This is a genomic window from Labrys sp. LIt4 (assembly GCF_017813775.1).
Classification (GTDB): domain Bacteria; phylum Pseudomonadota; class Alphaproteobacteria; order Rhizobiales; family Labraceae; genus Labrys; species Labrys okinawensis_A.
In genome coordinates this window covers 46,374-69,061 of record NZ_JAGIPY010000026.1, presented here as the reverse complement: position 1 = coordinate 69,061, position 22,688 = coordinate 46,374, and the positions used below count along the sequence as shown (strand labels likewise).

The window sequence follows — 22,688 nt, the reverse complement described above, 5'->3', positions numbered from 1 at the left end:
GACGGCATTCGGGATAGCATTCGCATGTCGTGCCGATACGCCTCCGGTTTCAGGCTGCCCATTGGACATTTTGTCCAATGACAATATCATCGTGAAGACGGCAATAGGTACGCAAGGGACCTTCATACTGCACGGCTTCCGTCGAGCGGGCTAGGGTCTTTGGAGAAAGCCGAGGGACGATGAGCACCACGACTTCCATGCATCCGGCCGGGGGCCAGCACGGCGCCAAGCGTCACACCATCACGCCGAGCGAGATCGCCATCGGCGTGATCATCGGCCGGACGTCGGAATATTTCGACTTCTTCGTCTATGCCATTGCCTCGGTGCTGGTGTTTCCCAAGCTCGCCTTCCCGCATCTCGATGCGCTGACGGGCATGCTCTACTCCTTCGCGATCTTCGCCCTCGCCTTCCTCGCGCGTCCCTTCGGCTCGGCGCTGTTCACCCTGTTCGACCGGCATTACGGCCGCGAGGTCAAGCTGACAATCGCGCTCTTCCTGCTTGGCGGCTCCACCGCGGCGATCGCCTTCCTTCCCAATCACGGCACCATCGGCGCCTGGGCCGGCGTCCTGCTGGCGCTGCTGCGCATCGGCCAGGGCATCGCGCTCGGCGGCAGCTGGGACGGCCTGCCGGCCTTGCTCAGCCTGAATGCCCCGGAGGGCCAGCGCGGCTGGTGGGCCATGATCCCGCAGCTCGGCGCCCCGCTCGGGCTGATCGTCGCCAGCGGCCTGTTCGCCTTCTTCTACACCACCCTCGGCCCGGCGGATTTCATCGACTGGGGCTGGCGCTATCCCTTCTTCGTGGCCTTCGCCATCAATGTGGTGGCGCTGTTCTCGCGGCTGCGCATCGTCGCCACGCCCGAATATGCCGAGATGTTCCAGAGCCAGGAATTGCAGCCCAAGCCGATCGCGGAGACGGTCGCGGCCCAGGGGCGCACGATCATCATCGGCTCCTTCGCGCCGCTGGCGAGCTTCGCCCTGTTCCACATGGTCACGGTGTTCCCGCTCGCCTGGGTGGTGCTGGAGACCAATGAGAGCGTGGTGCAGTTCCTGATCATCGAGATCTTCAGCGCCCTGTTCGGTCTCGCCGCCATCGTCGCCTCGGGCCCGATTGCCGATCGCTTCGGCCGGCGCAATCTGATCGCGGTCTGCGCCATGGCGATCGCCATCTATTCGGGCTATGCGCCGCAATTGCTCAATGGTGGCCAGACGGGCGAACTCATTTACATGATCGGCGGCTTCATCCTCCTCGGTCTGACCTTCGGCCAGGCTTCGGGCGCGGTGAACATGAACTTCCCGATCCACTATCGCTATACCGGCGCGGCCCTGACCTCGGATCTGGCCTGGCTGTTCGGCGCGGGCTTTGCCCCCTTCGTCGCCCTGGCGCTGGCCGCCTGGTTCGGCCTGGCGTCCTCGGGCGTGTATCTGCTCTCGGGCGCGGTCTGCACGCTGATCGCGCTGTGGATCAATCTCGAAAGCATCCGCAGAGGCACGCAGGATTCGAAGGACTGAGGGCAGCCAGAGAGCACGTTCGTCACCTTAGCAGGCGCGAGAGACATAAGATGTTTAGTCCCGGCATTCGATTGCCCGTCCCTGCTCACAAAGCCTCGAATCTGCTAGCATTCTTCGTCCTGGGGAGAATGCATGAAATCCTTGATCCGTGCCTTGGTTGCAGCGTTTGCGGTTGGTGTGATCCTCCCCGCCTTTGCGGCCGGCCCCTCTTGTCGCTACGCGCCTGATATCGCAGCATTTTCCGATATCGCGCTGGCGCACCCCTCCCTGAAAGGGGGGCGAGGAAGATACCATCCAGCGAGTTCATCTATCTCAAGATCAAATATGGATCTTTGAGCAACCAGGATGGCCTGAAGCTCATCGGGGCGCCTTCTCCAGCGCGATCTGCGGATTCGCTGGCTCTCGAAGAACTCAGGGTGTCGTTGATGACGCCGCAGGAGCGGATTTCCTTTCTCAATGCCGGCGAGAGCCAAAAACACAGCCAAGATCGCACGAGGATCTTTCTTCTCACAATGAGCAGCGCGCTGCCACGCGCCCTGATGAAGGATGGCAATCTACAAGCCTTCCTCAAGGCAGCCGAAAGCAGTCCCAGCTTTGCCGCTTCTCGCGCCACGTCCGAGAAAATCCTAGGCTTGGCCGGTGCAAGCCTTTCGGAGTTGCAGAAATCCCCTACGGCGCAGCAACTGGACCAGGCAGGCTACGTCAATGCAGCAGCCACGATTCTCGCCTCGAAGGTCGATATAGGCGAATGGATTGCCTACCGAAAATCGCACCCTGCGGAAGATGTCGACCCCGCGGATCTTCTGATGACATTCATCCTCGACCACGGACCGTCCTTGCGACATGGCGGCATGCGAGGATTGGAAAAAGCGCTTAAGGTGCCACCAGACGATCGGCCCCTCGACAACCTGCTCGCCTCTCGCCAGTTGCAGCGGCTGGCCCCGCTGGGCAGCTGGTTACAGTACGTACGGGGGAGAGAGGCCCTGTCTGCTCCCTACTCCGAACTTCTTGGCGAGATCGATGCAGAGAAACTGGATGCCCGCAGCGTCGACGACCTTGCGGTCGCGCTCGTGACAAAGCTCGACCGAGATTGGGGCCGCTCCGTGCGCGAGCAAATCCTGGCCAAATATCCAGTGCCCATGCGATTACTCACCCTTTCCGGCAACGAGTTCCCAGCTAAATTGTTCTTCGACACGGTGTTTGCGCGCAAAGCGCTCGCCCCCCTTCTTGCCGATCCGTCCGCATCGACGCCGGCCAAGCCGGAGCTCATCAGCCGTGACTTTGCCTGGAGCAGCTGGGTGGAGGTTGCCCAAAGCCTGCAAGCCGGCAAAAAGCGCTCCGACCAGCCCTATGTCACCGTCGAGCTTCTTCAAGCCGCCGGCCGCAACAGCGAGGCAGCCGAGACTTTGTCGGCCGTCGTGCCGCGGACATCGGAGGAATCCGAACGAATCGGCGCCTACGCCACCAAAATGCTCGTCGAGCTCCTGCGCCGTTGTGATGACGAAATGAATCCCAACGATGCTTTTCCAGTGCCACTCTATCGTTTTGGCGAGCCGTAGCGTTCAAAGCCTTTGCTTGGCACGGAAAACTGGAACGCTTCCCGACAGCTTTACCGAGTGACGCGTTTGTTCGGTTTGGAATAGATGTGTAACGCACCATCAGAGTCTCATCGAGATAACCTCGCCCGATTTTCGTGCCCCGGAGGAAAGCGTGTTCAGACTGCCTGATCTTGCAGCTGCGATCCTCGCGTGCATCGCGCTCAGCCCGGCTCTGGCGGCGGGGCCATCCTGTCCGCGAGCGCCGGAGATCGCTGCGCTCTCCGACATTTTGCTCACGCATCCCGAGAAGTACGGCCCATCTAACCATATCCCTGCGGCCGAGTTCGCCTATCTCAAGATCAAATATGGAAAACTTGATAATCGAGAAGCACTGCAGCTTCTCAAGGTTCTGTCATCCGGCCAGCCGAGGGAAGCTTTCGATAAAGCCGGAATGTTGGAAGAGCTTCGGCTGTCGCTCCTATCCCCCGATGAGCGCCTTGCCTATGTCAAGACCCTTATGCCCGGCAGGCAAGACAATGCCTTCTTCCTAATCCACAGCACCGCCCTTGCTCGTGCCATGATGAAGGACGGGCAGTTGCCGGCCTATTTTTCGGCGATCGACGCCGATCCGAAGCTGACCGCAAAAAGCGTGGAGCTGGCACTCGTTCTTTCCCTGGCCGGCGCCAGTCTCGACGAAGCCTCTAAAACGCCCGTGGCCAAGCAATTGGAGGCCTATGGCTATTCCAATCTCCCGGCGACGATCCTGGCGTCCAAGGAAGACATTGGCGATTGGATCGCTTATCGGCGCACCCACCTTCTGCCTGGGGACAACACTACGACTCTATATGAACGCTTCATCCGTGATGCCGGGCCGGGGTTGCGGCGCAAAGGCTTGAGTGGCCTAGCACAGCTGCTCGCCATACCGCCACTCGGGGAAGCTGCCGCATACGAACTTGCCGACCGACAATTACAACAGCTCGCCCCGCTGGACGAATGGGTCGGTCAACTCTCCCGCTGGGGCGGCCCTGGAACGTTGAAGCCCGCCCTGCTGAAACAGATCGACGAGGGCACGCTCGATCCCACCAATGTCGATGATTTGACACTTGCTATCGTCAAGGAGCTCGACCAGGCTCTGGGTCAAGCCGAGCGGCAACGATTGGTAGCCAAGCAAACCATTCATTTGCGAATCATTTCTTACGGGGCGAATCCATTTCCAGCGCAAGCCTTGATCGACATTGCGCTTGCACGCAAGATTCTAGCCCCCGTCTTGAAGGGCCAGTTCGCGCAGATCCCCGCCAAACCCGTGGGTTTCGGCAACGCGCCTCCTTGGGAAAGATGGGTCGAGACGGTTCGTGCCTTGCAGGAGGGCAAGCAACCAAACGGAACTTCGCCCATTGCCTACCTGATGGCGGCCGAGCTCCTGCAGGCAGCCGGACGTGACAGGGAGGCGGTTGCCATGTTGTCGGCCCTTGCCCAGAAGGGTGACATGTACGACGGCATGACTGCTTTCGCGACCAAATTCCTGACCGCGTTGCTGCGTCAATGCGACGATGAAATGAATGTCACCCGTCTTCATCCAGTGCCACTCTATCGTTTTGGCGAGCCGTGACGCGGGGCGCCCGAATTGCGCCGCTCTTGTTGCACCGACGATGACCTGGCGGCCGGGAGCTTTGTCGCGCAATCCGCCGCTCTCGGCGAGAGGGCCGCCGGCCATCCGGGAGAGAAATTTCACCCCTGGCTCGACCAATAAAGCATGAGATCGAAGAACTGAGGGCAGGCCGACTTGCGGTACCGCGCCTACATTTCCATGCCGGCCTTGCGCTGCCCATAGGCGGAGGCGACATGGAAGCCGACGGTGCGGAAGGGCTCGGGGGCGATCCAATTGGCAAGGCCGAGTGAGCCTATGAGTTCGCCCGGATCGCCCTGGCCAGCAATGAGCTGGGCCAGATATTTGCCCAGCAGCACGCCCTTGACGATGCCGCCGCCATTGCAGCCGCCCGAGGCATAGGCGTTCTCGTCGATCCGGCCCCACCAGGGCGAACCATTCATCGTCAGGGCCGTCGTGCCGCCCCAGACATAGTCGAACGGCACGTGGCTGAGGGCAGGCCAGCGCCGCTCGAAGCGTTGCCGCAAGGCCCTTGTAACCTGAGTGGTTTCTAGTTCGCCCTCATAGGCATAAAGACTGCGCACCATCAGCCTGTCGGCACCGACACGGCGCAGCGTCGTGCCCAGCCGGTGCGACGGGAGCACGCCCCAGTCGGTATCCTCGCCGGCCCACTGCCGATCCGCATCGGGCAACGCCTCGGTGACGGCGGCATAGGTGTAGATCGTCACCAGACGCGATTTCAGATAGCCAAACCTGGTGATGAAGCCATTGGTGGCGAGCACGATGGTGTCGGCAAGCACGATGCCGCCGGGTGTCTCGATCCGCCATTTGCCATCCCTGCGCAGGCTCAGCACCGGGGTATTCTCGTAAAGGATCACTTGCGAAGGCAGCGCGTCCGCCAAGCCGCGGACCAGCGCAGCGGGCTGGAGCAGGTAACTATCCTCCAGATAAAGGCCCATGCCGTAATAGGCCGTGCCGATCCGGCGCTCGAGGTCGGCTCGCGACAGAAGCTCGTGCCCGAGGGCATTGCTCCGGGCCACCTCCAGAGCCGCCCGCACGACCGCTTGCCCCTGTTCGGTCGCGGCCGCCCGGATATAACCCGCCCGCGTGAGATTGCAGCCGATACCACAAGTCCGGATACGCTCCTCCAGCCAATCGAAGCCTTCGGCCTGGAAGCGCGATTGGATTCGTGCCCGCTCTGCCGCCCTGTCGCCGGGCTCCTTGGGCATGACACGCCGGCCGAGAAAACCGGAATTGCGGGCCGAGGACCCCTCTCCTACCACGCTCGCCTCCAGCAGCGCGATCTCGGCGCCGGGAGCGAGCTCGGCCAGCCGCCACGCCGCGGCGATGCCCGTATAGCCCGCACCGATCACCGCATAAGGCACCGACATCGGCCCCTCCAGCGCAGGCCTGGCCTGGCGCGGCGGCAGCATGACATTCCACCCACAACGGGCGGGATAGTTCGGATAGGTCAAACGCGCCATCGCGCTCTCCAGTCGGTCGGCATCTCAGATCGTCAGCAAGGCATGGACGGCACCTGCCTCATTCAGCCTTGGGCGGCCTTGCATGAGCCAGGCTCCGCCAGGGATGGCGCAGGGTGGCGTCGAAGGGGTTGATTTGCTGGCTGAGTTCATCCGCTTCGGCCTTCATGATCTTGACGACACTGGGCAGCCTGCTGTCCTTCAGCCGATCGGCCAGGGTGCCGACGCTGAGCGCCGCCACCGCGCGGCCGCGCGCGTCGAAAACCGGGACACCCACGCCGGCCATGCCGGGGATCAGGCCCGAATTCAGGTTGACCCAGCCCTGCTCGCGGGCCCGAACGATCTCCTGCCGCAGCGAGGCTTCATCCATGAAGCCGCGGTCAAGCAGTCGCGGCATGTTGAAGCGGATGACCGCCTCCTGTTCAGGCTCGGGCAAATGGGCAAGCAGCGCGAGACTGCCCTGCCCCAGGCCGAGCGGTACCTTTCCGCCGATATCGCCGGTGAAGGAGCGGATGGGGAACGGCCCTTCCACACGGTCGAGGCAAACGGCGTCGAACCCCGTACGCACCAGCAGGAAGACCGTATCGCCGAGCCGGGCCGACAATCGAAGCAGCACCGGGCTGGTCAGTTTGCGCAAGCCGTCGGTTTCCCCCGCCTGCGCGGCCAGAACGAAGAACTCCAGCGAAGGCCGGTAGCGCTTGCCCTCGGGGATCTGCTCGACGAAGCCCTCGGCAACCAGGTCCTTGAGCAAGCGATGCGCCGTCGACTGCCCGCAACCTGCGGCTTCGCCGATATCCTTGAGGCGCAGCCCCTCGGGACCGGCCTTGGAAACGACGCGCAGGAGTTCCAGGGCCTTTCGGATGGCAGAAACCGGTCCGTCGTCAGTTGGGGCCATGATCGAGAACGATCCTCTATGGAATATTCCAATAAATTTTTTGGCGTAAATTCCGTGTAATGGAATTATAGAAACTGGAATTCTACTCTATGGAATTTCAAGTTGACTGCCTAGTCCCCCTGGGCTTCCATCTGGCCAATTCAACCGATACGAAGGCTGCCACCATCCTGGGCGAGGTGAGATGAGTTTCCTGGCTTTGGCATCGCTGACCAAGCGATACGGCACCCTGACCGTGGTGAGCGACGTCAGCCTCGAGATCCAGAAGGGTGAATTCATCTCGCTTCTCGGCCCCTCGGGCTGCGGCAAGACCACCACGCTGCAGATGATCTCCGGGCTGGTGGAACCCACGAGCGGCCGCATCGTGCTGGACGGCCGAGACATCACGGGCCTTGCGCCCGAGAAGCGCGGCCTTGGTATCGTGTTCCAGAATTATGCTCTCTTTCCGCATATGACGACCGCCCAGAACGTGGCGTTCGGGCTGGAAATGCGGGGTATATCGCGGGGGGAGCGCGACAAGCGCGTCGCCGAGGCCCTCGATCTCGTCCAACTCGGCAGGCTTGCAGACCGCTATCCGCGCCAGATGTCGGGCGGCCAGCGCCAGCGCGTCGCCATCGCGCGTGCCCTGGTCATCCGCCCGCCGGTGCTGCTGCTGGACGAACCGCTGTCCAATCTCGACGCCAAGCTGCGGGAGGAGATGCAGTTCGAGTTGCGGCGCATCCAGCAGAGCGTGGGAACCACGACCATCATGGTAACCCACGATCAGGCCGAAGCCCTTTCGATCAGCGACCGCGTGGTCGTGATGGAGGCCGGCCGCATGACGCAGGTCGATCCCCCCTATCGCCTCTATGAGCGCCCGGCGACGCCGTTCATTTCGGGCTTCGTGGGCAAGATGAACCGGCTCGACGCGATCTGGCGCGCCGACGGCGACCTCGGCGTTGCGCTGGCGGGTGGAACCGAACTGCCGGCGCAGGCCGGCTCTGCCCGGGACGGGGCGGCGATCACCCTGACAATTCGTCCCGAACGCATTCTGCTGGGCAAGCCGGGAGAAGGCGTTGTGGACGGGCGCATCGCCTCGCGCTTCTTCCTCGGCAGCTACTGGCTCTTCAACGTCGACACCCCGGCCGGGCCTCTGACCGTCTCCGTTCCCAACGACGGACAGGAGCCGGCGGGTCCCCATGACACGGTGTCGCTGCGCTGGGACGCCGCCAGCGCCAGGCAGGAAACGCCCCCGCCCGGAGCCGCGCCATGACCAGCCGCAAGGGAGCCCTGCCCTGGCTGCTCGCGGGCCCGAACCTGCTGCTGTTCACCGTGATGGTGATCGTGCCGCTGATCCTCACGGTCATGCTTTCCTTCCGCGTCTACGACTATTCGACCGGCATCGGGGACTCCCTCACCCTCGACAATTATCTCAAGGTGATCACCGATCCCTATTACCTCGGGATCTTCTGGCGAACGCTGAAGATCGCCGCGATAACGACGGCGATCTGCGCGCTGATCGGCATGCCGGAGGCCTATATCCTTTCGCGCATGCGCGAACCCTGGCGCTCCATCTTCCTTCTCGTCATCCTCGGGCCGCTGCTGGTCTCGGTCGTGGTGCGGGCCTTTGGCTGGAGTATGCTGCTCGGCCCGACAGGCCTGGTGAACGCCGCCTTGCAACTGCTGGGGCTGGGGCCGATACGGCTGCTCTATACGGAAACGGCGATCGTCATCGCGCTGGTCCATGTCATGCTGCCCTTCATGGTGATCCCCGTCTGGACGGCGCTGCAGAAACTCGATCCCATGGTGGAGGCGGCGGCCCGCACCCTCGGCGCCTCGCGCTTCACCAGCTTCCGCCGTATCGTCATGCCACAGGCGACGATCGGCATCCTCTCCGGCAGCCTGATCGTCTTCGGCCTGTCGGCAAGCGCCTTCGCCATCCCCGGCCTTCTCGGCGGGCGCCGCCTCAAGATGGCGGCCACCCTGGTCTATGACGAATATCTCCAGGAGCTGAACTGGCCGCTGGGAGCCACCATCGCCATCGTCGTGCTGGTCGCCAATCTCGCAATCATGGTGACCTACAACCGCATCGTCGAGTCGCGGGCAAGAAGGGCTCTGGGGTAGATCGATGCAGAAGAACGGCCTCCTCGCCCTCATCTTCCACACGCTTGTCGTGGCTTTCGTCCTCGCACCGCTGGTGGTGATCTGCATCGTTGCCTTCACCCCCGAGAACACCCTGACCCTGCCGACCACCAGCTTCTCCCTGCGCTGGTTCAAGGCCGTGTTCGCCCATCCCGACTTCGTCGCCTCGTTCTGGAACAGCATCTGGGTCGCCACGCTCTCGGCCACGATCGCGGTGGTGTTCTCGGTGCCGGCGGGCCTGGCCATCGACCGCTTCGCGTTCCCCGGACGCGATGCGCTCAATGCGCTGTTCCTGTCGCCGCTGATCATTCCAAGCCTGGTACTCGGCGTCGCCCTGCTGCGCCTGTTTGCTCTGCTCGGCGTGCAAGGCAGTTTCGCCTGGCTGGTGCTGAGCCATGCCATCATCGTCACGCCCTATGTATTGCGGCTGGTGCTGTCGGCGCTGACCGGCTTCGACCGCAGTGCCGAGCAGGCGGCAAGAACGCTCGGCGCCTCGCAGTGGACGGTTTTCCGCCGCGTCACGGCCCCGCTGATCCTGCCGGGCATCACCGGTGGCTGGCTGCTCGCCTTCATCAACAGCTTCGACGAATTGACGATGTCGATCTTCGTCACCTCCCCGTCGACCGTTACGCTACCGGTGCGCATGTACATGTACGCGACGGAGTCGATCGACCCGATGATGGCGGCCGTCTCGGCCTTGATGATCGCCCTGACGGCCTGCGCCATGCTGATCCTCGACCGCGCCTTCGGGCTCGACAGGGTGCTGATCGGCAAAGGGTAAACAGCCTTCCGAAAAGGCGGCCCACGCGGGATGCAGGTCCGCGCCAGGCCGGCAACAGAAAACCGATCTGGGCCTGCACGTCACGAGAGGGACTGGAATGAATTTGAGATTTCTGGCGGGAACAGCCGCATCGCTCGCCCTGACCATCGGTGCTTCGTCCGCTGCACTGGCGCAGGACAAGACACTGTATGTCGGCATGAATGGCGGCCCCTACGAGAAGACCTTCACCGAAGCCGTCTTTCCGGATTTCGAAAAGGCCAACGGGGTGAAGATCGTCGTCGTGCCCGGCACGTCCACCGATATCCTGGCCAAGGCGACGGCCTCCAAGGACAACCCGCAGATGCACCTCATCTTCCTGGATGACGGCGTGATGATGCGTGCGATCTCCTCCGGCCTGTGCGAGAAACTGCAGCCCTCGCCCGAGCTGAATGAAATCGCGCCCAGCGCCCGCATAAAGGGAGACATGGCGGCCGGCGTCGACATGGGCATGACCGGCATCGGCTACAACAAGAAGATCTTCGACGAGAATGGCTGGCCGGCACCGACCTCCTGGCTCGACCTGGCCGACCCGAAATTCAAGGACAAGCTCGTCTTCCAGTCCGCCGCCACCTCGACCTATGGCCTGCATGCCCTGCTGATGGTGAACCGCATCGAAGGCGGCAATGAGAGCAATGTCGAGCCGGGCTTCGCCAAGGTCAAACAGGCCATCGCCCCCAACGTCCTGGAGTTCATCCCCAGCTCGGCCAAATTGTCGGAAATGGTTCAGACGGGCGAGGCCGCGATCTTCCCGCTGACGCCGACGGCGATCGGCAATCTGAAGGACAAGGGCCTGCCGGTCGAATATGTCCAGCCCAAGGAAGGCTCGGTGCTGCTGATGATCGCCCAATGCGTCACCGCCAAGAATTCGGAGCCGGCGCTGTCGCAGAAGCTGGCCGCCTATCTGATGTCGGCGGCCGCGCAGGCAAAGGCCCTGAACGCCGGCAACATCATCCCGTCCAACCCCAATACCAAGGCCTCCACCCCTGTCGCCCAGTCCAAGCTCGATGCCTTCAACGGCTATATGAAGACCGTCATCACGCTCGATTGGGACGCCATCAACGCCAAGCGGCCCGAGTGGAACAATCGCTGGAACAAGACCATCGAGCGCTGACACCGCATGCGCCGGCCCGTCGTGGCCGGGCCGGCACGGGTGAATGTCATCGCCCTCACGGCCACGGTCTCGAACGGTCAATCATAGTCCAGCTTCGGATACCAATGCGGATCCCGGCCCTCGGGCGTGGTGTCGAGCACGTTCCAGAGCGGCGTGAAGTCGGGGGCACCGCGCGGATCCTGGCCCGGATCGGCCGTCTCGCCTCCCATTTCGCCGCCCCAGAAATGGCGGATCGAACCGTCCCGCCGGGTAAAGACGTTGTATCCCGGATAATCTCCATCCGGGCGCCACGTTCCGAAATCGCGGCCGAATTCGGCGGTGGTATCGCAATAGAGCGGCAGGTTCCGCCAGCCGCGCTCGCGCTTGAAATCGAGGAGCCTTTCGATCGGGGCGCGGGCGATCACCGCCAGCGCCGCCCGCTGCTGGATGTCCTGGGCGTTCGCCGCCAGCGCGCCGAGGAAGGCGGTGCACATCGGGCATGGGCGCTTGCGCTCCGGACCGAACATGAAGTTGTAGACGATCAAGGTTTCGTGCCGCCCGAACAGGTCTGCGAAACGCACGGGCCCGTTCTCCCCCTCAAAGGCATAATCCTTCGTCACGGGCGCGCCCGGCGGCAGCGCGCGGCGCATTTCGGCCACGCGTTCGATATGGCGGCGAAGTTCGATTTCCTCCGCGAGCAATGCGGTCCGGGCGCGGCGATAGTCCTCGCTTTCATTGGGGATGCGGGCTTTGTTGAGGGCGGCCAGTTCGGCGGCGGGCGTCAGCCTGCTCGTGTTCGCGGTCATGCGATCCTCCTGGGTTGCCGTTTATGGCGCTACGCTCCAAGGACGTTTCACAACGCACGGACCCGACAATCCGGTTCCATTTTTTCAGGCTAGGCACGCAGGACGGGGCCGTCTGACGGCAGTTTCGGCCTGCTGCCCTTCTCATGCAAAAGCGGGCCCGAAGGCCCGCTTTCTCGTTTCTGCTCGAAGCAATCCTTACGCCGCCCTGGCATTCACCGCCTGGCCGCCGATGATCAGGCCCGAACCGGTGGCCGATATCTCGATGGTCGAGCCATCTTTCACCTTGCCGGAGAGGATCATCTCGGCCAGCGGATCCTGCACCAGGCGCTGGATCGTGCGCTTGAGCGGGCGCGCGCCATAGGCCGGGTCGTAGCCCTTGTCGGCGAGATAGGTCCTGGCGGCATCGTCGAGATGCAGCGTGATCTTGCGCTCGTCGAGCAGCTTCTGCAGCCGGGCCATCTGGATATCGACGATCGCGCCCATCTGCGCCTTCTTCAGGCGGTGGAACAGGATGATCTCGTCGACACGGTTGAGGAACTCGGGCCGGAAGTGGCTGCGCACCACCGCCATCACCTCCTCGCGCACCTTGTCCGAATCCTCGCCCTCCTTCTGGTTGACCAGATATTCGGCCCCCAGATTGGAGGTCATGATGATCAGGGTGTTGCGGAAGTCGACCGTACGCCCCTGCCCGTCCGTCAGGCGCCCATCGTCAAGCACCTGCAGGAGGACGTTGAAGACATCGGGATGCGCCTTCTCGATCTCGTCGAACAGCACGACCTGGTAGGGCCGGCGCCGCACGGCTTCGGTGAGGGCGCCGCCCTCGTCATAGCCGACATAGCCCGGAGGCGCCCCAATGAGCCGGCTCACCGAATGCTTCTCCATATATTCGGACATGTCGAGACGGATCATCGCGGTGTCGTCGTCGAACAGGAAGCTCGCCAGGGCCTTGGTCAGCTCCGTCTTGCCCACGCCCGTGGGGCCCAGGAAGATGAAGGAACCGATGGGACGGTTGGGGTCCTGCAGGCCGGCGCGGGCACGCCGGACCGCGGTCGAAACCGCCTGAACCGCCTCGCCCTGGCCGACAACGCGGGTTGCCAGCACGTCCTCCATGCGCAGGAGCTTGTCCTTCTCGCCCTCCAGCATCTTATCGACGGGCACGCCCGTCCAGCGCGAGACCACCTGTGCGACATGATCGGCCGTCACGGCCTCCTCGACCATGCTGGCCCTCTTGTCCTCGGACGCCTCGACTTCCGCCAGCTCCTTTTCGAGCTTGGGAATGATGCCATAGGTCAATTCGCCCGCACGCTGATACTCGCCGCGGCGCTGAGCCTCGGCCAGTTCGTTCTTGGCCTTGTCGAGCTGGCCCTTGAGATCGGCAGCACGGCCGAGCTTGTCCTTCTCCGACTTCCAGCGCTGGGTGAGTTCGGACGAACGCTCTTCCAGATCGGCCAGTTCCTTTTCGAGCTTGGCCAGCCGGTCCTTGGAGGCGTCGTCGTTCTCGCGCTTGAGGGCTTCCTGCTCGATCTTGAGCTGGACGATGCGCCTGTCGAGCTCATCGAGTTCCTCGGGCTTGGAATCCACCTGCATGCGCAGCCGCGAGCCGGCCTCGTCGACGAGGTCGATCGCCTTGTCGGGCAGGAAGCGGTCGGTGATGTAGCGATTAGAGAGCGTCGCCGCCGCCACGATGGCACTGTCGGTGATGCGCACCTTGTGGTGCTGCTCATACTTCTCCTTCAGACCGCGCAGGATGGAGATGGTATCCTCCACCGTGGGCTCCTCGACGAAGACGGGTTGGAAGCGCCGCGCCAGGGCCGGATCCTTCTCGACATGCTTGCGATATTCGTCGAGCGTGGTGGCGCCGACACAGTGCAGCTCGCCGCGCGCCAAAGCGGGCTTCAAGAGGTTGGAAGCGTCCATCGCCCCCTCACCCTTGCCCGCGCCGACCAGCGTGTGCATCTCGTCGATGAACAGGATGATCTCGCCCTCCGCCGAGGTCACCTCGTTCAGGACGGCCTTCAGGCGCTCCTCGAACTCGCCGCGATATTTGGCGCCGGCGATCAGCGCGCCCATGTCGAGCGCCAGCAGGGCCTTGTCCTTGAGGCTCTCGGGCACGTCGCCATTGACGATGCGCAGCGCCAGGCCTTCGACGATCGCCGTCTTGCCGACGCCGGGCTCGCCGATCAGCACCGGGTTGTTCTTGGTGCGCCGCGACAGCACCTGGATGGTGCGGCGGATCTCCTCGTCGCGGCCGATCACCGGGTCGAGCTTGCCCTCGCGCGCATCGGTGGTGAGGTCGCGGGCATATTTCTTCAGGGCGTCATAGGCGTTCTCGGCGGTGGCGCTGTCCGCGGTGCGTCCCTTGCGCAGGGCCTCGATCGCCTTGTTGAGGTTCTGCGGCGTCACGCCAGCAGTCGCAAGCGCCTTGCCGGCCTCGGTGTCCTTCTCGACAGCGAGCGCCAGCAACAGCCGCTCTACCGTGACGAAGCTGTCGGAAGCCTTGTCGGCCGCCTTCTCGGCCGCCTCGAACACGCGGGCGAGGCCCGGCGTCAGATAGACCTGGCCGGCGCCCGTCCCCTGCACCTTGGGCAGCTTTTTCAGGGCAGCCTCAACGGCATTCAGCGCCTGGCGCGAATTGCCGCCGGAACGGTCGATCAAACCGGCCGCCAATCCCTCGGGATCGTCGAGCAGGACCTTCAGGAGATGTTCGGGAGCGAACTGCTGATGCCCCTCGCGCAAGGCAAGCGACTGCGCCGACTGCACGAAGCCCCTGGCCCGTTCGGTATAGCGTTCAAAATTCATGTCATATCCCTTCCAGCACGCCCAGGGACCCGTAGCATCGTCCAGGCGCCATACAGATTTACGAACCCCGCAGGCATTCGCTGAGAATGATGTGGGGGAGCCGGAACAAAGCTACAAGGGGTTTTGAAACAAGAGTCTGAGCCAGATCAAGGAAGAGACCAAGAGGCCCCTGCCGCAGCGGGCCTGGCGCGCCTGAATTGCATCCGCACAAAGCTCTTGGGTCCCTCGGCAAGCGCAGACCGCGCCGATGGGCATCAGCCGCATTTGGTCGATTAATTTTGCGCCGCCCATTTTTTCTGCCCGCCCTTGATCATCCCTCCCGTCTATGCCCCAATGCCCGCCTCGAACCGGTGTGGGGCTCGGCGATGGCGGCATCAGGCAAGGACGGGCCTGGATCGGCCCGCAGCGTGGCGCGCCGGCGCAATGCAAAACCAATGGGAACGAGAGCCTTGATCAAGAATTCCTTGCGCGTCGGCCCGGGCAAACCGCAGGTGGTGGTGCTGGTGGGCGCCACGGGCGACCTCTCCCGCCGCAAGCTCATTCCCGGCTTGTTCCATCTCGCCAGTGCCGGCTTCATTCCCGGGTGCCGCATCATCGGCGTTTCGCTCGACGAGATCGACGCCGACGGCTTCCGCGCCATTGCGCGCGATGCCCTCGACAAATTCTCCACCCGCAAGGTCAGCCAGGCCGATTGGGAAGCCTTCGCCGCCAGCCTCGATTATGTGCCGATCAGCGCCGGGGCCGGGCCGGTGAAGGAGGCGGTGGCGCGGGCCGAGGCCGAACTCGGCCCCGAAGCCCGGCGCGTGCATTATCTGTCCGTGCCGCCCAACGCCGCACTCTCGGCCGTGCAGATGCTGTCGGAGGCCGGCCTCGTCGACCGCTGCCGCATCATCATGGAAAAGCCCTTCGGCACGGATCTGGCCAGCGCCGTCGCGCTCAACGCCCGCCTGCACGAGGTCTTCCACGAGAGCCAGATCTTCCGCATCGACCACTTCCTCGGCAAGGAACCGGCCCAAAACATCCTGGCCTTCCGGTTCGCCAACGGCCTGTTCGAGCCGATCTGGAACCGCAATTTCATCGACCATGTCCAGATCGACGTGCCGGAGACGCTGGGCCTGGGCACCCGCGCCGCCTTCTACGAATCCACCGGCGCCTACAGGGACATGGTGGTGACACATCTGTTCCAGATCCTCGCCTTCATGGCGATGGAGCCGCCGACCGCGCTGGAGCCGCAGCCGATCTCGGAGGAGAAGAACAAGGTGTTCCGCTCCATGGTGCCGCTCGATCCGCGCGAGGTCGTGCGCGGGCAATATATCGGCTATCGCGAGGAGCCGGGCGTCGACCCCGAAAGCGACACCGAGACCTTCATCGCGCTCAAATGCGCCATCGACAATTGGCGCTGGGCCGGCGTGCCCTTCTATCTGCGCACCGGCAAACGCCTGGCCGAGGGCCAGCGCATCATCTCGATCGCCTTCCGCGAACCGCCCAAGAGCATGTTCCCGGCGGGCTCGGGCGTGGGCGCGCAGGGCCCCGACCATCTCACCTTCGACCTCGCCGACGCCTCCAAGGTCTCGCTCTCCTTCTACGGCAAGCGCCCCGGCCCGGGCTTCCGGCTCGACAAGCTCTCGCTGCAGTTCGCGCTCAGCGAAACCGGCCTGATCGGCGACGTGCTCGAGGCCTATGAGCGCCTGATCCTCGACGCCATGCGCGGCGACCACACGCTGTTCACCACGGCCGAGGGCATCGAACGGCTTTGGGAAGTCTCCCAGCCACTGCTGGAGAACCCGCCGCCTGTGCGCCTCTACGACCAGGGAGGCTGGGGCCCGAAATCCATCCACCAGCTCATCGCCCCCAATGCCTGGCGCCTGCCCTTCGAGCGGGTGTGGCGCAAGCCGGCGGGGAAGGAATGAGACTGGAAGGCGACCTATCCGTTCAGGACGCCGCCTTGGTTTCGTAGGAAGCCCAGCGCCTCAATTCAGCGTCGATCCAGGCCTTGATCTTTTCGAGGTGGCGGGGGAGCACGGTCTCGCCCCGGTTGGTGACCGAGGGATAGTCCTTGGCGTGCTTCGTGCCGCCGCGCCGATAGCTCGCACTGCGAGCGGCTTCTTCCTGCTTGAAATAATCGTCCCTGAGGTCGAGCATATGCGCGAATTCGTGCACCGATCCCCGCTGCTTCTGGCCTTGGCGCGGATGCTCCTCGGGAATGAGCTCGTTGTTGTTGATGTAGACGCTGCGCGTATCGTATTCGGTCGCACCGGCAATGACCTTGCCTTTCGCCAGCTTGGCGACTTCGATGGTCCAGTGATAGCCGGACGGCGTGTTCGTCTGGAAATGGAACTGCAGGCCGACGGGGCCTTTCCAGGGGCTGATCGTCACGCTTCTCTTGTTCCAGACGGACTGAACCTGCGCCTGCCAGATCCGGATGAAATCATGTGCCTCCGCTTGCGTCCAGGGCAGATTGGAGCGTGCGCCGGCCTCCTCGATTTCCCGGTCGATCTGTGCATTGCGGCTCTTCTGCACGAAGGTGAAATTCAGCTTCATGAAGCAGATGGCGAAGGGACCCTGGCGCGTGTCGACGAGGTAAAGATCGTAATAGGTCTGCCTCACGCCGGTCGCTCCACCCTTGGCGAGGGTACTCAACCCGGGTGGAAGTGGTGCCCTCGAAACAGTCCTGAAAGCCTCATCCAGAGTTTGATTGAACGTCAGCCGCAAGACTTGCCCCTTTCGTGATGCTGGAAATAGGCGGCGCGGTTCGGCACCGAAAAACCGTGACATTACCAAGCGTCAGCCGGAAAATAGCATGGAAAATCAGGATCGCGGCGGCGTATGGTGTCCCGGTTACACTTTCCTCCCCGGCAATTGTCGGCACGCATGCCGATTGACCTTGTCTGACGAATACGCTCTGCTGCCCGCGCCCCGGGAACCCTTCTCCCGGGCCAATCGTAACAAGCGCCGAACGGGCGGGAGCCGAGGGAGGACATCGGGTCCATGAAGAATTTTCATATGAGTTTGCTGGCGGGAATAGCGCTCCTGGCCGGTCTGGCGGCGGCCCATGCCGATCCCGTCAAGATCAGTGTCTCGGCCGAGCCGATCCCGCCTTTCTTCTCGCTGGACGGCCAGGGCAACTGGCAGGGCTTCCTGCCCGACTATGCCAAGGCGGTGTGCAAGGAGGCCAAGCTCGACTGCGTGGTGGTAGCCACCGCCTGGGACGGCATCATGCCGGCCCTCCTCGCCAAGAAGATCGACGTGATCTGGGCCGGCATGTCGATCACCCCCGAGCGGCAGAAGCAGATCGCCTTCACCATCCCGATCTACAACACGCCGGTTGAGTTCATCGGCAACAAGGAAGACAAGTTCGAATTCGTGCCCGGCGGCCTCAAGGGCAAGGCGGTCGGCGTGCAGACCAGCACCATCCATGCCCAATATGTACAGAAGGCCTACCCGGAGGCCGAGATCCGCAACTACGCCACGCTCGATGCGGCCATGGCGGACCTGGCGGCAGGGCGCATCGACCTGGTGCTGGGCGACGCCGATTCCGTCGACCCTTTCCTGGAAGGCAAGGATGGGGCGTGCTGCGACGGCAAGAACTTCCCCAACGATCCCCTGTTCGAGGGCGGCATCGGCGGCGGCCTGCGCAAGGAGGATACCGAGCTGAAAGCCAAGCTCGATGCCGGCATCAAGGCCGTGTATGCCAGCGGCGAATTCAAGCAGATCGCCGGCAAATATTTCAAATACGATATCGGCATGCCGCCCAAGTGAGGGGTAGTAGCCTTCTCCCCTTGCGGGAGAAGATGCCCCGAAGGGGCGGATGAGGGGAGACACGCTTCCTCTGCCAAGTATGCGCCAGCACCCCTCATCCGTCATGGCTGCGCAATGCCACCTTCTCCCGCAAGGGGAGAAGGCTTGTCGCGCCTCACTCGGCCTGGTTATCTCTCACGCAAACGCGGCGGTGAAATTCTTCGCCGCCAGATCGCGGTTGCGCAGCACCTTGCCGGCGCGCGGGCCGGCGACCTTGCCCTCGCCCCAGGCCAGGCTCCCATTGACATAGACCGAGCGGATACCGGCCGAGAGCTGCGTGGGATCGTCGAACGTCGCCTTGTCCAGGATGGTCTTCGGATCGAACAGCACGAGGTCGGCGAAGGCGCCTTGCCGGATGACGCCGCGCTGGGCAAGGCCGAAGCGGGCGGCGGGCAGCGCCGTCATGCGGCGCACCGCCTCCTCCATGCCGAACAGGCCGATATCGCGCGCATAGTGGCCCAGCACCCGGGGAAAGGTGCCCCAGAGCCGGGGATGCGGGCGCATATCGTGCGGCAGCCCGTCCGAGCCCACCATGGTGAGCGGGAACTGCAGCACGCGCCGCACATCCTCTTCGTCCATGGTGAAATAGACGGCGCCGGCCGGCTGCAGCGTCGCCACCGCCTCCTCCCTGGAGACGCCGAGCTCGCGGGCGATGGCGTCGAGCGTCTTGCCGGCAAGATCGGGCCGCGCCTTCGACCAGGTGATCAGGATCCGCTCGACCTGGCTGGCACGCTTGGCCTCCAGCACGGTGGAGGAGGCCGCATAGGGATAGACGTCGAGCGTGACGGGCTGCTGGCGCGCGCGCTTTTCGATGATCGGCAGGGACTGCCGGGTGCGGCCATGGTTCTGCGGGTCGGTCGCCTTGTGGTGGGAGAGCACCACGGGGGCATCGGCCTCGCGCCCGATGGTGAAGGCCTCCTCCATCGCCTCCAGCAGGTGATCGGCCTCGTCGCGCAGATGGGTGGTGTAGAGGGCCGAATATCGGGCCAGCGGCTCGGCGACGGCGATCACCTCGGCGGTCGAGGCGGCATTGGCCGGCTGGTAGTAGAGCCCGGTGGACAGCCCGATGGCGCCATCCGCCAGCGCCTGGTCGAGCAGGTCGCGCATGCGGGCGCATTCGGCCCTGGTGGCCGGGCGGTCAAGCCGATCCATGGTGGCGAGCCGGAGTGTGGTATGCCCGACGAGGCAGGTGACGTTCACCGTAGTTCCGGCCGTCTCCACCGCCTCGAAGTAATCAGCGAAACGCCCGAACAATTCGTGTTCGCTTTTGGCGATCAGGTCGAGCGGCGGCACCACCTCGCCCTTCGCCCGCAGCGGAGCGAGGCTGATGCCGCAATTGCCCACCACCACCGTGGTCACACCCTGGCTGAGCTTGGCCGCCATGTCGGTGGCGATCACTGCCCGGTCGTCATGGGTGTGCACGTCGATGAAGCCGGGCGCGAGGGCAAGCTCTGCGGCGTCGATCTCGGTCCTCGCCTTGTGCGGCAGGTGCTCGCCGACGGCGACGATGCGCTCGCCGGTGACGGCAAGATCGGCCTGCTGCGGCTCGGCGCCGGTGCCGTCGAAGATACTCGCCTGCCGGAAGATCAGATCGCAGGTGGCAGTCATGGCGGACTCCTCGGCGTGGTCCCTGGGCGGATGCGGGCCAGTATGCCGGCTTCTCTTTCCGCTATAGCCCGCCGCTATGATTCGTGCCCGGCCAATACCGCCGCACCCTGCCGCGCGGCGGCTTCGGCGAGCCCTTTCACGGGCTCGATCGAATTGTGCAGCAGGGCCAGGCCATAGCGCCTGTCCGGGGCGAGGATCAGGGCCTCGCCGCGATCGTCCCGCTCGCGCACCCGCTCGCTGTCTGCGAGCCCGATATCCCCTGCCGTCACGGCGATCAGGCCGGCGTCGAGGCGCGGATTGGCGTCCATCACGCGCTGCGCGGCCGTGGCGGGATCAATGCCCGCCTCGATCAGCGCCAGCGCCTCGACGTTGACAGGAAGGCCCGATACGCCGGCCCTATTCGGCAGCCTGTGGCCGGTGACCAAGCCTTTCCGGCTGGCCAGCAGAAACTGGCTGAGCGGCTCGGGACGGTCCGGCCCGCTGGTGATCACGGCCGCCAGCGGCGAGGCCATCATCCAGGCAAGATCCGGCCGGGTGGACCATTGGGCGCGAATGGTCCCGAGACCGCCGCGCTGACACTCCAGGCCGAGCGGCTCGCCGTCCGGCGCGAGGGCATAAAACACCGCAAAGCCATGCAGGTCACCCCTGCCGAACCTTTCCGCCTCGGCCCAGGCTGACCAGACCGCCCGGCCCGCTTCGGCCCCGAAGGCAGCAATGCCGATCGTCACGCCTCGAACTCCTTGATTGCGAGAAGCAGGGCCTCAAACGAAGCCGGCCGCGAACCGGGCATTCCGCCCCGCTCGCGGCCGGCGATTTCCAAGCGCCTCGTTAGGGATCAGGCCTTGACCACGCTCGCCGTGTAGATTTCGCCGATGGTCTTGGCGAGGCTGGCGTCGAACTCGGCATCGCTCATCGAGACGCGCAGATCCTCCGTCAGGGCGCGCGAGAAGGAGGCGATCATGCCATGGTTGTGGCTGAGCTTCTCGCAGGCATCGGCGCGGGTGTAGCCGCCCGACAGCGCCACCACGCGGGCAACCGCCTTGTGGTCGACCAGCGGCTTGTAGAAATCGGCCACGGTGGGGATGGTGAGCTTGAGCATCACCTGCTGGCCCGCCGGCAAGGCATCGAGTTCCCGGGCGATCTCATCGCGCAGGATGGCTTCGGCTTCCTGCTTGGTCGGGCTCTTGATCGAGACTTCCGGCTCGATGATCGGCACGAGGCCATGGCCGAGGATCTGCTTACCCACCTCGAATTGCTGCTTCACCACCGCGGCGACGCCGGTCTTGTCGGCGTTGGCGATCACCGACCGCATCTTGGTGCCGAAGATGCCCTTCTTCACCGCGCGCGAAAGCAGGGCGTCGAGTTCGGGCATCGGCTTCATCACCTGCGCGCCGTTTTCTTCCGCCGCCAGGCCCTTGTCGACCTTGAGGAACGGTACCACGCCACGGTCTTCCCACAGATAGGTGGGCACCGGCTTGCCCTTGGCATCGCCGTCCATGGTCTTCTCGAACAGGATGGCACCGATCACCTTGTCGCCGGAGAAGGCGGGAGCCGTCATGATGCGCACGCGCATTTCGTGCATCAGGCGGAACATCTCTTCGTCGCCGCTATAGCTGGAATCGGCGATGCCATAGAGACGCAGGGCGCCGGGGGTGGAACCGCCGCTCTGATCGAGGGCGGCGATGAAGCCATCCTTGCCGGTCATCTGTGACATCATCTTGGCGTCTGCCATGCTGGTCTCCCTGTTGCGGGCCGGTGCGCAGCGCGCCCAGCCTCCACGGTTGCCTAGAACAAAGCGCGTTTAGACGAAAACGCTCATTGGCTCTAGCTCATTGTTTCCAGGCCGATCCGACGGATCGGCTAGAGCATCTTTGTGCGTGCGATTGCGCCAAAATCACGAAAGCACGCTTCGAGTCGGCGCGAGTATCGGCATGGCGGGAAGGTGAAGCAAGGGGCTGCGCGGTGAAAAGCTTTCGCGAAGAAGCGGGAAATGGAGGCCGAATGCCATCCGGCCCTGCCACGGGACATGGGTTCGGCGGCGATGGACCAGGGCCTTCTTCCGCTTGGACCGTCAGCGCTTGCGCGGGTCGCCCGCATCGCGAATGGCGGCCTGGTGATACCAGGCGCCGTCGATATCGATGGGCGGCAAAGGCTGGGTGTCGCGCGAAGAAAGCCGGGTCTCGTCGCGCCCGAGACTGGACCCCATGCGCGGCCGCGCGGGGAAGAGATAGATCTTGGCGGTCTCCTGCCGGCTACTCGCAGTCATGCTCGTCTCCCTTGCCTGGCGCGCCCCGGGGGGTGCGACCAAACCAGGATCGAGTTTTAGCACAGCCCTCCTCGACTTCCTATGATTTGCCTGCTTTGCAGGCAGTGTTTGCCTAAACTATGTGCATCTGGGGCTTCTCTGCGGCACTGCGCAGGAAGGCGGCAGCTCCGGGCGGCGACGACACCCTCGCTGATGATCCAAAAACGACCCTTTCTTCCGCGGAGCGGACGGAAAGACAAAAGCTGCATCGCATTTGCGCCGTCAGCGCCCCCCTCATCTGCGACAAAAGCGCCGCACCCCGCCGGCTGGCACGCTTCCTGCTTATTGCACCGCAACCTGCGGCAATCCGGTGCGA

Annotated in this window: 18 protein-coding genes; 9 read left to right on the top strand and 9 right to left on the bottom strand. The window is 64.0% G+C overall.

Annotation, left to right across the window (positions count from 1 at the left end; translation table 11 throughout):
* Window positions 1-179 precede the first annotated feature (179 nt).
* The 3 genes from J8I29_RS28500 (at window position 180) to J8I29_RS28490 (ending at window position 4,655) form a co-directional block, all read left to right on the top strand.
* Window positions 180-1,508, top strand: a complete 1,329-nt coding sequence (locus tag J8I29_RS28500) for an MFS transporter (RefSeq protein WP_105864202.1) — start codon at window positions 180-182, stop codon at window positions 1,506-1,508.
* 425 nt (window positions 1,509-1,933) lie between these two features.
* Complete coding sequence (locus J8I29_RS28495; protein WP_209434238.1) at window positions 1,934-3,067, top strand: hypothetical protein; 1,134 nt, start codon at window positions 1,934-1,936, stop codon at window positions 3,065-3,067.
* A 151-nt stretch (window positions 3,068-3,218) separates the two neighbouring features.
* The gene (locus J8I29_RS28490) at window positions 3,219-4,655 is read left to right on the top strand and encodes a hypothetical protein (RefSeq protein ID WP_209434237.1); all 1,437 of its coding nucleotides are present in this window, start codon (window positions 3,219-3,221) and stop codon (window positions 4,653-4,655) included.
* Window positions 4,656-4,843: 188 nt separating this feature from the next.
* On the opposite strand, the gene J8I29_RS28485 is transcribed toward J8I29_RS28490, so the two are convergent.
* Complete coding sequence (locus tag J8I29_RS28485) at window positions 4,844-6,136, bottom strand: FAD-dependent oxidoreductase (RefSeq protein ID WP_209434236.1); 1,293 nt, start codon at window positions 6,134-6,136, stop codon at window positions 4,844-4,846.
* 58 nt (window positions 6,137-6,194) lie between these two features.
* The gene (locus tag J8I29_RS28480; RefSeq protein ID WP_209434235.1) at window positions 6,195-7,028 is read right to left on the bottom strand and encodes an IclR family transcriptional regulator; all 834 of its coding nucleotides are present in this window, start codon (window positions 7,026-7,028) and stop codon (window positions 6,195-6,197) included.
* 181 nt (window positions 7,029-7,209) lie between these two features.
* On the opposite strand from J8I29_RS28480, the gene J8I29_RS28475 reads away from it, so the two are divergent.
* The 4 genes from J8I29_RS28475 to J8I29_RS28460 all read left to right on the top strand — a co-directional run bounded on the left by J8I29_RS28475 (window position 7,210) and on the right by J8I29_RS28460 (window position 11,077).
* Window positions 7,210-8,277, top strand: a complete 1,068-nt coding sequence (locus J8I29_RS28475; RefSeq protein WP_209434234.1) for an ABC transporter ATP-binding protein — start codon at window positions 7,210-7,212, stop codon at window positions 8,275-8,277.
* The gene (locus J8I29_RS28470) at window positions 8,274-9,128 is read left to right on the top strand and encodes an ABC transporter permease (protein WP_209434233.1); all 855 of its coding nucleotides are present in this window, start codon (window positions 8,274-8,276) and stop codon (window positions 9,126-9,128) included. Before J8I29_RS28475 ends, J8I29_RS28470 begins: the two co-directional genes overlap by 4 nt.
* A 4-nt stretch (window positions 9,129-9,132) precedes the next feature.
* Window positions 9,133-9,927 (top strand): ABC transporter permease, encoded by a 795-nt coding sequence (locus J8I29_RS28465; RefSeq protein WP_209434232.1) that lies wholly within the window; start codon window positions 9,133-9,135, stop codon window positions 9,925-9,927.
* Window positions 9,928-10,024: 97 nt separating this feature from the next.
* Window positions 10,025-11,077 (top strand): ABC transporter substrate-binding protein, encoded by a 1,053-nt coding sequence (locus tag J8I29_RS28460; protein WP_105864196.1) that lies wholly within the window; start codon window positions 10,025-10,027, stop codon window positions 11,075-11,077.
* A 77-nt stretch (window positions 11,078-11,154) separates the two neighbouring features.
* On the opposite strand, the gene J8I29_RS28455 is transcribed toward J8I29_RS28460, so the two are convergent.
* Both J8I29_RS28455 and clpB read right to left on the bottom strand, forming a co-directional pair.
* Window positions 11,155-11,862 carry a DUF899 family protein gene (locus J8I29_RS28455; protein WP_105864195.1) on the bottom strand — a complete coding sequence of 236 codons (708 nt, stop codon included), beginning with the start codon at window positions 11,860-11,862 and terminating at the stop codon, window positions 11,155-11,157.
* Window positions 11,863-12,057: 195 nt separating this feature from the next.
* The gene (gene clpB, locus J8I29_RS28450; RefSeq protein WP_209434231.1) at window positions 12,058-14,661 is read right to left on the bottom strand and encodes an ATP-dependent chaperone ClpB; all 2,604 of its coding nucleotides are present in this window, start codon (window positions 14,659-14,661) and stop codon (window positions 12,058-12,060) included.
* A 449-nt stretch (window positions 14,662-15,110) separates the two neighbouring features.
* On the opposite strand from clpB, the gene zwf reads away from it, so the two are divergent.
* Complete coding sequence (gene zwf, locus J8I29_RS28445) at window positions 15,111-16,571, top strand: glucose-6-phosphate dehydrogenase (protein ID WP_245197455.1); 1,461 nt, start codon at window positions 15,111-15,113, stop codon at window positions 16,569-16,571.
* Window positions 16,572-16,593: 22 nt separating this feature from the next.
* Here the strand turns inward: zwf and J8I29_RS28440 are convergent, their stop codons facing one another.
* On the bottom strand, window positions 16,594-17,268 hold the full coding sequence (locus J8I29_RS28440; RefSeq protein WP_105864191.1) for a hypothetical protein: 675 nt from the start codon (window positions 17,266-17,268) through the stop codon (window positions 16,594-16,596).
* Window positions 17,269-17,649: 381 nt separating this feature from the next.
* Here J8I29_RS28440 and J8I29_RS28435 point away from each other — a divergent pair, with 381 nt between their 5' ends.
* Complete coding sequence (locus J8I29_RS28435; protein ID WP_209434230.1) at window positions 17,650-18,420, top strand: transporter substrate-binding domain-containing protein; 771 nt, start codon at window positions 17,650-17,652, stop codon at window positions 18,418-18,420.
* 174 nt (window positions 18,421-18,594) lie between these two features.
* Here J8I29_RS28435 and J8I29_RS28430 read toward each other — a convergent pair whose 3' ends face one another.
* The 4 genes from J8I29_RS28430 to J8I29_RS28415 all read right to left on the bottom strand — a co-directional run bounded on the left by J8I29_RS28430 (window position 18,595) and on the right by J8I29_RS28415 (window position 22,333).
* Entirely contained in the window at window positions 18,595-20,067 is a 1,473-nt protein-coding gene (locus tag J8I29_RS28430) for a D-aminoacylase (RefSeq protein ID WP_209434229.1), read from the bottom strand.
* Window positions 20,068-20,141: 74 nt separating this feature from the next.
* On the bottom strand, window positions 20,142-20,795 hold the full coding sequence (locus tag J8I29_RS28425; protein WP_209434228.1) for a hypothetical protein: 654 nt from the start codon (window positions 20,793-20,795) through the stop codon (window positions 20,142-20,144).
* Window positions 20,796-20,902: 107 nt separating this feature from the next.
* A complete protein-coding gene (locus tag J8I29_RS28420) occupies window positions 20,903-21,799 on the bottom strand; it encodes a fructose bisphosphate aldolase (protein WP_105864187.1) in 897 nt (298 codons plus the stop codon).
* Window positions 21,800-22,138: 339 nt separating this feature from the next.
* A complete protein-coding gene (locus tag J8I29_RS28415; RefSeq protein WP_209434227.1) occupies window positions 22,139-22,333 on the bottom strand; it encodes a DUF2735 domain-containing protein in 195 nt (64 codons plus the stop codon).
* Between the last annotated feature and the right edge of the window lie 355 nt (window positions 22,334-22,688).